Here is an 11565-nt window from a genome sequence, read left to right as displayed (position 1 = left end):
CGGCGTCACGGGCCTCGCGCGCCCAGCGCACGGCCTCGCCGGGCGGGGTGCCGCGCCGGCTGATCGCGACCTGGGCCACGTGCTCCAGGCTGGTGGCGAGCTGGGCCACGTCGCGGGCCGCCGGCTGGTACGGCGACGCGCGGGTCACGGTCGGGTTGCCGTCGAAGTCGATCACGGCGTAGCCGTCCCGCCACCGCAGGATCTGGCCCACGTGCAGGTCTCCGTGGATGCGGATCAGCGGGCTGGTGATGGGCCTGGCCAGGGGCTCCAGCTCGTGCCTGAGGTCGGCGGCCCGCGACGCCAGCCACGCGCCGTCCTCGCCGCCGGTGAGGCCGAGCGCCTCAAGCAGCGCTCCTTCGGCCCTCGCGCCCGCCTCGCGCAGGCTCGGGTCCCGTGTCCGATCCCCGTCGCTCCGAGGGAAGGTGGACAGGGCCAGATGGAGGTCGGCGGCCAGCCGGCCGAGGTCGGCGGCGAAGCCGGTGCGACCCGCCTCCGCCTCGTCGACGCACCACTCCCAGCCGTCCCGGGCCTGCGGCAGGTAGCCGGTCACGAGGGCCAGCAGCACCTCGCCCGACTTGTCCGCGCGAGTCAAGGCCGCGTACGGCGGAGCGGTGTCCTCGAAGCCCGCCCGGACGAGGTGAGCGAACACGTCAGGTGTGGGATGGGGCATGGGCGCGGGGGTTGTCAACCACTTGACGACGACCTGATCACCCACCACGACCGAATAGTTTGTCTGGTCGACGTGCTTTCCGAATTCGCGCTCCGCCGGGCCCCCGGTGTGGCGATCCCCGTCGCCGTACGAGAAGGTTGGCAGCGGACCGAACCGGCGCACGGCGAACGGCGGCGGCACCTCACCTCCCAGTGCGGAGAGCAGTGAGGCGGACAGCCCCCGGTCCCTCTCGGTGAGAGGCGTCTCACCCAGCGAGAGCAACCGGTCCCATATTGAATCTCGGTTAAACAACGCGACCAAACTTCCAGGTGACAATGTGGGGAAAAGTCTTGCCGATGTTGAGTTCTGCTGCAACACTCCTGCTTTGGTCTGATGTGCCCGGTTGGTCGCGAGACCCCCTCTTCCCCCACTCGGAACTAATAAGGAGTACCGGCCGTGTTCCGTATCCGGTTCACCCGTCGTCTTCCGGCCGTAGCAGTGGTGGCCGGCCTCGCCCTCGCCGTCGCGGCGTGCGGTGGTGGATCGACTGACAGCCCAGGGGCGGCTCCGCGAGCGACGGCCGAGCAGCTCAACCCCAACGCCGACCTGTCCAAGCAGTCGATCAACGTGACGGTGTGGGACGGCTACACGCCCAAGGAGCTTCCCGAGAAGGTCAAGCAGAAGCTCAAGGTCGCCGACATGAAGATCGCGGTGCACGCCACCAACGAGGAGGCGATGACCAAGCTCACCGCCGGCGGCGACAGTGGGATCGACGTGGCGTTCGTGTCCGGCCAGTACGCCCAGGCGCTCAACGAGCAGGGCCTGCTGGAGCCGATCCACCCCGAGCTGATCCCCAACCTGTCCAACCTCTACCCCGAGGCGACCCAGCTCTCCTACGACAAGGGCAACCGGTACTCCGTTCCCTACACCTGGGGCACCACCGGCATCTGCTACCGCACCGACCTGGTGAAGTCGCCGCCCACGAGCTGGAACGACATCCTCAAGCCCCCGTCCTGGGCCGACAAGAAGGTCACCATGATGACCACCGAGCGCTGGCTGGCCCTGCCCGCGCTCAAGGCGCTCGGCTACTCGGTCAACACCGACAAGGACGACGAGATCGCGAAGGTCAAGGACCTTCTGCTCCAGGCCAAGCCGCACCTGCTCGGCTACGACGACACGACGTTCGGCGACAAGCTCAAGAGCGGCGAGGCCGTCATGGTGGTGGCATGGGACGGCTGGTGCCCGACCACCGACCCGAAGAAGAACATCAAGTTCGTCGTGCCCAAGGAGGGCAGCGACCTCTGGGTGGACACCATGGTGATCATGAAGTCCTCCAAGAACAAGGAGGCCGCCCACGCCCTGATCAACTACATCCTCGACCCGGAGATCCACAGCTGGGCCGCCTCGAACATCAACTACAAGGTCCCCAACAAGGCCGCCATGGACAAGGTCGAGGTCCCGGAGGGCTCGCTGCTCGGCATCAAGCCGGCCGAGCTGCTCAACGGTGAGTCGATCATCGACCTGGGCCAGGGCTCGGTGAAGTACACGCGGCTCTCGTCCGAGGTCACGGCGCAGTAGCGGCAGCAGTAGTTGGTAGCAACGGTGAAGGCAGAAGTCGCCGCCCGGCCGGCGTCGCCCCCGCGGGGGCGGCACCGGCTGGGCGCGTTCGTTTTCCTGGCGCCCGGCCTGACGTACCTGATCGTGCTGCTGCTGGTGCCGCTGGCACTGGTGCTCAGCTACGTGTTCTTCCAGCGCGGGCGCTTCGGCGGGGTGGTCTACGAGTTCACCACCGAGAACTTCACCCGCCTGGCCGACCCGCTCTACCTCGGCGTCGTCGGCGGCTCGCTGAAGATCGCGGCGCTGACCACGCTGATCGCGCTGGCGTTCGGCTACCCGACCGCCTACCTGATCGCCCAGCTGCCCCGGAAGTGGAAGACGATCGCGCTGATCGCGATCGTGCTGCCGTTCTGGACGAACTTCATCATCCGCATGTACGCCTGGATCATCCTGCTCAACGGGCCGGGCCTGATCAACTCCGGGTTCGAGGCCGTCGGCCTCGGCCCGTTCGAGCTGCTCTACAACCAGGGCGCCATCATCACCGGACTGGTCTACTCCTACCTGCCGCTGATGGTGCTGCCGCTCTACGCGGCGATCGAACGGCTCGATCCGCAGTTGCGCGAGGCGTCGGCTAACCTGGGCGCCTCCGGGTTCACCACGTTCCGCAAGGTGACGCTGCCGCTGACCGTGCCAGGCGTGCTGACGGGGTGCCTGTTCGTGTTCGTGCCGAGCTTCGCCAACTTCGTCATCCCCGAGATGCTGGGCGGCGGCAAGACGCTCATGGTGGGCAACCTGATCCGCAACGAGTTCCTGAAGGCCCGCGACTGGCCGTTCGGCTCGGCGCTGGCCCTGGCGCTCGTCGCGGTGCTGGTGCTGCTGCTCGTCGCACAGGCCTGGGCGGCCCGCCGTGCGTAGGTCGAGACTGCTCCACATCCCGTTCTGGGCGACGCTCGTCTTCCTGTACGCGCCGATCGTCGTGCTGGTCGTGATGTCGTTCAACTCCGGCGAGTCGGCCTACACCTACGAGGGGTTCAGCCTCAAGTGGTACGGCGTGCTGGCCCAGAACGAGCGGGTCATGGACGGCCTGGTCAACACGCTGATCGTGGCGGCGGGCTCCACCGTGGTCGCCACGGTGCTGGGCACGATGCTGGCGGTGGGCCTGGCCAGGCACACCAGGTCCAGGACGCTGGACGCCCTCGCGCTGCTGCCGGCCGTGCTGCCCGATCTGGTGCTCGCCATCGGCCTGCTGGTCTTCTACGGGCTGATCCAGCTCACGCTGGGCGTCTACTCGGTGATCCTCGCGCACGGCGTGTTCTCGATGGCGTTCGTCGCCGCGGTGGTGCGCACCCGGCTGGCGGGGGCCGACCCGTCGCTGGAGGAGGCCTCGCGTGACCTCGGCGCCGGGCCGGTCACCACGTTCATGAAGGTCACGCTCCCGCAGCTGGTGCCCGGCGTCGTGGCCGGCGCGCTGCTGGCGTTCACGCTCTCGCTGGACGAGTTCGTGATCGCCTTCTTCACGATCGGCAACCTGGAGCAGACGCTGCCGATCGTCATCTACTCGATGATCCGCTTCGGGGTGGAACCCCAGATCAACGCGCTGGGCGCGATCCTGCTCCTGGTGAGCTTCACCGCGGTGATCGTGGGACAGCGCATGACCAAGATCGGTGAAGCACGTGCTCAAGATTGACGGGGTCACCCGCAGGTTCGGCGACGTCACGGCGCTCGACGGCGTCTCGCTGGAGATCGGCCAGGGCGAGTTCTTCGCCCTGCTGGGCCCGTCCGGCTGCGGCAAGACCACGCTGCTGCGCATCATCGCCGGGTTCGAGACGCCCGACAGCGGCACGGTGACGCTCGACGGCGACGACCTGCTCGCCCGGCAGCCGAACCGCCGGCCGATCAGCCTTATGTTCCAGTCGTACGCGCTGTTCCCGCACATGACCGTGGCCAAGAACGTCGCCTACGGCCTGGAGCGCGAGAGGCTGCCCCGCCAGGAGATCAGGAAGCGCGTGGGCGAGGTGCTGGAGACGGTGGGCCTGTCGCGGCACGGCGACAGGAGGCCCGCTCAGCTCTCCGGCGGCCAGCGCCAGCGCGTCGCGCTCGCCCGCTCGATCGTCAAGCGTCCCCGCCTGCTGCTGCTCGACGAGCCGCTCTCGGCTCTGGACAAGAAGGTCCGCGCGGACATGCAGCTGGAGCTCAAGCGGCTGCAGCACGAGGTCGGCATCACGTTCGTGGTCGTCACCCACGACCAGGAGGAGGCCATGTCGCTCGCCGACCGCATCGCGGTCTTCGACAGCGGCCGGGTGCGCCAGGTGGACGAGCCGGTGGCGCTCTACGAGCGGCCCCGCACGCCGTTCGTCGCCGACTTCGTCGGCGCCAACAACCTGTTCGAGGGCACGGCCGGCGGCCCGGCGCTGCGGACCGCCGACTTCGGCGCGCTGCCCGGCACCCCGGTCGAGCACCTCCGGGACGGCGCCGAGGCGCTGCTCTGCGTCCGTCCGGAGAAGATCACCCTCCACGACGACACCGCCGGGGGAGCGCTCCAGGGCAGCGTGCTCGACGTCAGCTTCTACGGCGGCGTCTCGCACATCTCGGTCGAAATGCCGGGCCGGGCCAAGCCCGTCCTGGTGGCCGTGCAGGGGGCGAGCGACGTGCGGGCGGGCGCCAAGGTGCGGCTGCGCTGGGACGCCCGTGACGCCGTCATCATCCCGGCGGCCAGCATCCCGGCGGCCCGATGAGGGCGAGGCGCTCAGTGGGCGAGGTCGTTGCCCGTCGCCGTGCGCGCGTACGACAGGATCAGCTCGGCCGCCTCCGCGGGGCCGATGACCGGGTGCCTCGCCGTGATGCGGTAACCGTAGGCGTCCTCCAGCGCCACCAGGTTGCGCGCCAGCGTCAGCGAGTCGCCGCTCAGCCTGAAGACGCCGAGGGCCGAGCCGGTGTCGAGGATCGACTGGTACATCGCCACCTGCCGGTCGTACAGCGAGGTGAGCAGCACGCCGTAGACCCGGTTGCGGCCGGCTGCCCCGCCGAGCTCGTTGAGCAGCCGCACGTCGGGGTCCAGCGGCCCCGTCGGCAGTCCCGACCTGATCGTCATGACGAGCTTGGTCACCGGGTCGGTGACCGTGGCGAGCTGGCGCAGCCGCTGCTCGTAGAAGCGCTCCATGCCGGCGTGCTGCGCCTCGACCAGCAGCTCGCCCAGGTCGGGATAGTGATAGAGCACGGCCCCCGACGTCAGCCCCGCCTCCTCGGCCACGTGCGACAACTGGACGCGATCGATGCCGTGGCGGATGATGGCCCGGCGTGCCGCCTCGATGAGATCGATGCGGCGGTCATTGCGGCTCTTGCGCTGGGCCATCATCCCCCTTTGTTACCGGTGCGTTCAGGAAGCCGTGACCATAGTGCCGTGAAGTAGCTTTTCGCGCTAGACGACCATTTGAATTTACCTTCAACTACCCCTCTTCCCCCGGAGTGCGAGATGTCCCTCACCATCCTGTTCATGCCGGAGAGCGCCTACGGGCCCACCAACAACAGCATCGGCATCGGCGACATCCTCCGCCGCCGCGGCCACCGGGTCGTCTTCGCCGCCGAGGCGTCCTGGAAGGGCAAGCTGGAGGAGCTCGGCTTCGAGGAGGACCTCGTCGACCTGGCGCCCCCGGCCGAGGAGGAGCAGGACGCGGGCCAGTTCTGGAAGGACTTCATCCGTGAGACGGCCCCCGAATACCGCAAGAGCACACGGGAGCAGCTCGAAACGGTCACCAAGCCGATCTGGGACTCGCTCATCGACGGCGTGAAATACTGCGAGCCCCAGCTCAAGGCCATCATCGAGCGGGTTCAGCCGGACGTCGTCGTCGAGGACAACGTGATCACTTTCCCGGCGCTGCTCACGGCGGGCAGGAAGTTCGTCCGCGTCGTCTCCTGCAACCCGCTGGAGGTCCGCGGCCCGGACGTGGCGCCCGTCTTCTCCGGGCTGCCCTCCGGCGACCGCTCCGAGTGGGACGCCTTCCGCGCCGAGTACGAGCGCACCCACCGCGAGGTGTGGACCGCCTTCAACGAGTGGTGCGTGGAGCAGGGCACCGAGCCGCTGCCCGACCTCGACTTCATCCACGAGGGCGACCTCAACCTCTACGTCTACCCGGAGATCCTCGACTACACGGCCGAGCGGCCGCTCGGCCCCACGTGGCACCGGCTCGACTCCTCCGTGCGCGAGACCGACGAGGCTTTCGAGCTGCCCTTCGAGCGGGGCGACGGCGCGCTCGTCTACTTCTCGCTCGGCTCGCTCGGCTCCTCCGACGTGGAGCTGATGCAGCGGGTGATCGACGTGCTGGCCACCACCCCGCACCGGTTCATCGTCTCCAAGGGGCCGCTGCACGAGGAGATCAAGCTGGCCGACAACATGTGGGGCGCCGAGTTCCTGCCGCAGACCAAGGTCATCCCGCTGTGCGACCTGGTCATCACCCACGGCGGCAACAACACCACCACCGAGGCGCTGCACTTCGGCAAGCCGATGATCCTGCTGCCGCTCTTCTGGGACCAGTACGACAACGCCCAGCGCGTCCACGAGCTCGGCTACGGGGTGCGGCTGTCCACCTACACCTTCACCGACGAGGAGCTGACGGGCGCCCTCGACCGCCTGCTCGGCGACACCGCCCTGCGCGAGAGGCTGGCCGCCGCGGGCGAGGAGATCCGCGGACGCGACGGCCTCCGCCGGGCCGCCGACCTCATCGAGCGGCTGGGCCAGGGCTGACGACATGCGCGAGCTGATCAACCCGGCGACCGGGGCCCTGCACGACATGGTCCCGGACACCTCGATCGAGGGCGTGGCGCAGGCCGTCCGCGCGGCGCGGGCGGCCTTCGCGGAGTGGTCTCAGGCCACCCCGGCCGAGCGGGCGCGGCTGCTGCTGCGGCTCGCCGACCTGGTCGAGGGTGACGCCGAGGAGCTGACCCGGCTGGAGGTCGAGGACACCGGCAAGCCGGCGGCGGTCGTCAGGGACGGCGAGCTGCCGTTCGCGGTCGACAACCTGCGCTTCTTCGCTGGAGCCGCCCGCTCGCTGGAGGGCACCGGCGCCGGGGTGCTCAGCCGCGGCTACACCTCGATCCTGCTGCGCCGCCCCGTCGGCGTGGTCGCCTCGATCGCGCCGTGGAACTTCCCGCTGGTGATGGCCGTCTGGAAGCTCGGCCCGGCGATCGCGGCGGGCAACGCGGTGGTGATCAAGCCCGCCCCCCAGACGCCGCGCAGCACGCTGCGGCTGGTGGAACTGCTCGCCCAGGCCGGCGCCCCGCGCGGGCTGGTGCGGGCCGTGACCGGCGACGCCGAGGTGGGCGAGGCGCTGGTCACCGACCCGGGCGTGGACATGGTGAGCGTCACCGGCTCCACCGAGACCGGCCGGGCCGTCATGTCGGGCGCGGCCACGACGCTCAAGCGGGTGCACCTGGAGCTGGGCGGCAAGGCGCCCGCCCTGGTGTTCGAGGACGCCGACCTGGCCGCGATGGCGGGCGGCGTCGCCATGGGCGCCACCTACAACACCGGCCAGGACTGCACCGCGGCCACGCGGGTCTACGTCGCCCGCGAGGTGTACGACGAGGCGGTGGAGGCGCTGCGGGCGGCGCTCGCCGGCGTCACCGCCGGTGACCCCTGGGACCCGGCGACGGACATCGGCCCGCTGATCTCGGCGGCGCACCGAGACCGGGTGCACGGCTTCGTCGAGCGCTCCGGCGGGCGCGTCCTCCAGGGAGGCTCCCCGATCGACGGGCCTGGTTTCTACTATTCGCCCACCCTTGTGGCCAATGTGGCGCAGAACAGCGATATCGTCCAAGGGGAACTTTTCGGCCCTGTCCTCGTGGTCCTCCCGTTCGACGGCGAGGACGAGGCCGTCAGGCTCGCCAACGACACCCGTTACGGTCTGGCCTCGTCGGTGTGGTCGCGCGACGTGGCCAGGGCGATGCGGGTGTCTCACCGCCTGGACGTGGGTGTGACGTGGGTCAACGACCACCTGCCCATCGCCAGCGAGGCTCCGCACGGTGGGGTCAAGGGCAGTGGGTTCGGCAAGGACATGAGCCAGGAGGCGGTGCAGGAATACTCGGTGACCCGTCACCTGATGATCAAGCACGCGGCGCCGGCGGAGCGAGACTCCTTCAGGCCCGCCTGAGAGACAGACATGGCGATATGCGACCTCGAAGGCACGTTTGGTCGCATTTGGTGGGATATGTACGGTTGGCCGATGTGGTCCGGGTTGTGTTCCAATTACCCAGCCCGCACAAGTCCCATGCGCCCCAAGCGTGTCAGATCTTCGAGCACGTACCGGCGAGAGGTTGCGAGAGTCAGTGAGGACGGATAACCCCAAGCACACCAGGCAGGGGGAGTACACAGGCGGACGGTTCCGGCTGGGGAACTGGCGTGTGCGCTCACGACTGGTGGCGCTGATTCTCATCCCCACCGTCGTCGGTGTGCTGCTCGCCGGCGTCCAGCTGGCCAACGCCATCGGCACCAGCGCCGAGTACCGCCGCCTCACCCAGGTCGCCGAGCTGGTCCAGCGCGTCAACGCGCTCAGCCACGAGCTGGGCAAGGAGCGCACACTCACCGCCTGGTACATCGCGGACCGCCGCCGCGCCAGCCGCCTGGCCCAGCTCAAGACGCAGCGCGAGGCCGTCGACACCGCCAAGCAGCGCGTGCTCGCTGCCACGACGGCCATCGACGCCTCGCACTCCGAGCACTCGCTGGAAGACGTCCAGGAGATCCGCCGCTGGCTCACCGGCCTCGACGGCCTGCGCGAGTCGATCCTGGAAGACAGCGTGCCGCCGCGAGCGGCCGTCCGCACGTTCTCGACCATGATCGACACCGTCTCGCACCTCCAGGGCGACCTGGCCAACGGCGTCAGCGACGACACGCTGCAGGAGGGCATCAGCGCCCTGAGCTCGCTGGAGCGGGCGAAGGAGGAGGTCGCCCGCCAGCAGGCCATCATGGTGGTCGCGCTGATCGGCCGGCAGCTCGACTACGACGACCTGTCGGACTTCCTCGGCTCGTGGAACCGTCAGCAGGCCGAGCTCGCGGCGTTCGAGCAGGAGGCCACCACCACCGACATGCAGGCCTACCGCAAGCAGATGCGGGGCTCGCAGATCGACCGCGCCGACGCGATGCGCCAGCGCGCGCTGGCCCAGATGCGCGAGTACAAGGCCATCAGGGACCTCGACACCACCTCACGCCGCGACATCACCCTCTGGTACGAGAGCACGTCGCTGTCGGTGAACGCCCTGCGCAAGGTGGAGGACGGACTGGCCACCAGGGTCGTGGCCCAGACCCGCGATCTGAGCGACGCCGAGCAGCGCAACGCCGTCGTCTCAGGCGCGATGATCCTGGTCCTGCTGCTCCTCGTGCTGGTGTTCACCACCCGCGTGGCCGGTTCCCTGGTCCGGCCGCTGCGCCGGCTGCGCGCCGAGGCGCTCCAGGTGGCCACCACCCGGCTGCCCGAGACGGTCCGCGTGCTGCGCGAGTCCGGTGACGGCGCCTCGGTGCCCGAGGTGCCGTCGATCGGCATCAACACCCGCGACGAGATCGGGGAAGTGGCCCGGGCCTTCGACGAGGTCCACCGCGAGGCGATCAGGCTGGCCGGCGACGAGGCCAAGCTGCGCGCCAACGTCAACGCGATGTTCGTCAACCTCTCCCGGCGCAGCCAGACGCTGGTCGAGCGGCAGCTGCAGCTCATCGAGGGCCTGGAGCAGGGCGAGGAGGACGAGCAGCGGCTCGCCAACCTGTTCAGGCTCGACCACCTGGCCACCCGCATGCGCCGCAACAGCGAGAACCTCCTGGTCCTCGCCGGCCAGGAGGGCGCCCGCAAGTGGAGCGAGCCGGTGCCGCTGGTCGACATCGCGCGCGCCTCGCTGTCGGAGGTCGAGAACTACGAGCGCGTCCAGATCCAGGTCCCGTCCGGCGTCCAGATCATCGGCCCGGCCGTCACCGACGCCGTCCACCTGCTCGCCGAGCTGATCGAGAACGCCATCTCCTTCTCGCCCCGCGAGAGCAAGGTGCAGGTCACCAGCGCGCCGGCCGAGGGCGGCGTGCTCGTGACGATCAACGACCTGGGCATCGGCATGTCGGCCGAGGAGGTCGCCGAGGCCAACTGGCGGCTGGCCAACCCGCCCGTCGTGGACGTCGCGGTCTCGCGGCGCATGGGCCTGTTCGTGGTCGGCCGCCTCGCGCTGCGCCACGGCATCCACGTCCAGCTCCGGATGCGGGAGACCGGCGGCCTCAGCGCGGTCGTCATGATGCCCGACATGCTGATCGCGGGCGCGGGCGGCACGGGGCCGCAGCAGTACGGCCAGTACGAGGCGTTCACCAGCTTCGACCCGGGAATGGCCGAGCAGGCCACGCCGAACGGCTCCGGGGTCTACGCCTCGCCCGCCTCGCCGGCCGCCCACACCCCGACCGGCTTCGGCACCGACGACGTGCCGGTGAACATGCAGTGGCCGGGCACGTCGCCGGGCGCGGGCGACTGGCCCTCCTTCGCCGACGAGGTGCCCAGGCAGCCGGACGAGCCGCGCTGGCCCCCGTTCGGCGAGGAGCAGCGGCCCGCCCAGCAGGAGCGCTGGTCGTCGTTCGGCGATCAGGCGCCCCAGGTGGAGGAGCAGCGCTGGCCGTCGTTCGGTGATCAGGCGCCCCAGGTAGGGGAGCAGCGCTGGCCGTCGTTCGCCGACCAGGCGCCCCAGCTCGACGAGCCACGCTGGCCGTCGTTCGCGACCGAGCCCCCGCCGCCCTCGCAGGACGAGCCACGCTGGCCGTCGTTCGCCACCGAACCGCCACCGCCCGACACCTCCCAGCAGGACACGCGGTGGCCGCCGTTCGGCGAGCAGCCGCGCAGGTCGCTCTTCGAGTCGGTGGACCCGCCGCCGAGGTCGCCGTACCCCTCGGACGCTCCTTCCCGGTCGCCGTTCGAGTCCGAGGAGCCGATGTGGCCCTCGTTCGCCGAGACGGGCAGGCCGTCCGAGCCGTTCCCTCGCAACGGGCAGTCGCCCTTCGACCCCTTCGGCCCCGGCGACTACTCCTCGCAGGACCTGACCGGCCCGCTGCCCGTCGTACGGACCTCCCCGATCGACGACCAGAACGAGGACTACCTGCCGATCTTCTCGTCGGTCGGCTCCGACTGGTTCCGCAAGCCGGACCCCGAGCTGCTGAGGCCCCGTTCCGAACCCCGCCCCGAACCCCGCCCCGAGCAGCAGGCCGAGCAGCGGTTCGACTCCCTGGCCGGGCAGCGGGCGGAGTACGACGAGGAGCCGGAGACCGCCGTCCAGCCCGCGGTCCGGCTCGACGCCGACCCTCCGGCCGAGGTCCGGCCCCAGCCGCAGGGCGCCGCGGACCAGCCCGCGGCGCT

At 70.0% G+C, this 11565-nt stretch carries 9 protein-coding genes; 7 read left to right on the top strand and 2 right to left on the bottom strand.

Annotated elements, in window-relative coordinates:
* Positions 1 to 931, bottom strand: a 931-nt coding sequence (locus DQW85_RS34995; RefSeq protein ID WP_162795619.1) for a phosphotransferase, incomplete at its 3' end; no start/stop codon positions are given.
* A gap of 174 nt (positions 932 to 1105) precedes the next feature.
* Here DQW85_RS34995 and DQW85_RS34990 point away from each other — a divergent pair.
* Genes DQW85_RS34990 through DQW85_RS34975 form a run of 4 tightly spaced genes read left to right on the top strand, consistent with a single transcriptional unit; the run spans position 1106 to position 4941 of the window.
* Entirely contained in the window at positions 1106 to 2227 is a 1122-nt protein-coding gene (locus DQW85_RS34990; RefSeq protein ID WP_113704038.1) for a polyamine ABC transporter substrate-binding protein, read from the top strand.
* A gap of 24 nt (positions 2228 to 2251) precedes the next feature.
* Entirely contained in the window at positions 2252 to 3121 is an 870-nt protein-coding gene (locus tag DQW85_RS34985; RefSeq protein WP_240197631.1) for an ABC transporter permease, read from the top strand.
* Positions 3114 to 3893 (top strand): ABC transporter permease, encoded by a 780-nt coding sequence (locus tag DQW85_RS34980; protein ID WP_113704037.1) that lies wholly within the window; start codon positions 3114 to 3116, stop codon positions 3891 to 3893. Before DQW85_RS34985 ends, DQW85_RS34980 begins: the two co-directional genes overlap by 8 nt.
* Positions 3880 to 4941: an ABC transporter ATP-binding protein gene (locus DQW85_RS34975; protein ID WP_113704040.1), complete on the top strand. Its 1062-nt coding sequence runs from the start codon at positions 3880 to 3882 to the stop codon at positions 4939 to 4941. Before DQW85_RS34980 ends, DQW85_RS34975 begins: the two co-directional genes overlap by 14 nt.
* An 11-nt stretch (positions 4942 to 4952) precedes the next feature.
* Here the strand turns inward: DQW85_RS34975 and DQW85_RS34970 are convergent, their stop codons facing one another.
* Positions 4953 to 5561: a TetR/AcrR family transcriptional regulator gene (locus DQW85_RS34970; protein ID WP_240197630.1), complete on the bottom strand. Its 609-nt coding sequence runs from the start codon at positions 5559 to 5561 to the stop codon at positions 4953 to 4955.
* A gap of 117 nt (positions 5562 to 5678) precedes the next feature.
* On the opposite strand from DQW85_RS34970, the gene DQW85_RS34965 reads away from it, so the two are divergent.
* From DQW85_RS34965 to DQW85_RS34955, 3 genes are all read left to right on the top strand, one after another.
* Positions 5679 to 6947 carry a glycosyltransferase gene (locus tag DQW85_RS34965; protein ID WP_113704036.1) on the top strand — a complete coding sequence of 423 codons (1269 nt, stop codon included), beginning with the start codon at positions 5679 to 5681 and terminating at the stop codon, positions 6945 to 6947.
* 4 nt (positions 6948 to 6951) lie between these two features.
* Entirely contained in the window at positions 6952 to 8349 is a 1398-nt protein-coding gene (locus DQW85_RS34960; protein WP_113704035.1) for an aminobutyraldehyde dehydrogenase, read from the top strand.
* A gap of 265 nt (positions 8350 to 8614) precedes the next feature.
* The coding region (locus DQW85_RS34955) for a sensor histidine kinase (RefSeq protein WP_162795618.1) at positions 8615 to 11565 on the top strand (2951 nt) is incomplete at its 3' end.

The sequence above is a fragment of the Nonomuraea lactucae genome (genome assembly GCF_003313395.1).
GTDB lineage: Bacteria > Actinomycetota > Actinomycetes > Streptosporangiales > Streptosporangiaceae > Nonomuraea > Nonomuraea lactucae.
The sequence above is the reverse complement of the archived record's forward strand: the minus strand, read 5'-3'. Positions and strand labels throughout refer to the sequence as shown.

Coding starts and splice junctions, on each gene's coding strand:
- DQW85_RS34960 (WP_113704035.1), top strand. CDS start 6,952: ATGCGCGAGCTGATCAACCCGGCGACCGGGGCCCTGCACGACATGGTC.
- DQW85_RS34970 (WP_240197630.1), bottom strand. CDS start 5,561: ATGATGGCCCAGCGCAAGAGCCGCAATGACCGCCGCATCGATCTCATC.
- DQW85_RS34965 (WP_113704036.1), top strand. CDS start 5,679: ATGTCCCTCACCATCCTGTTCATGCCGGAGAGCGCCTACGGGCCCACC.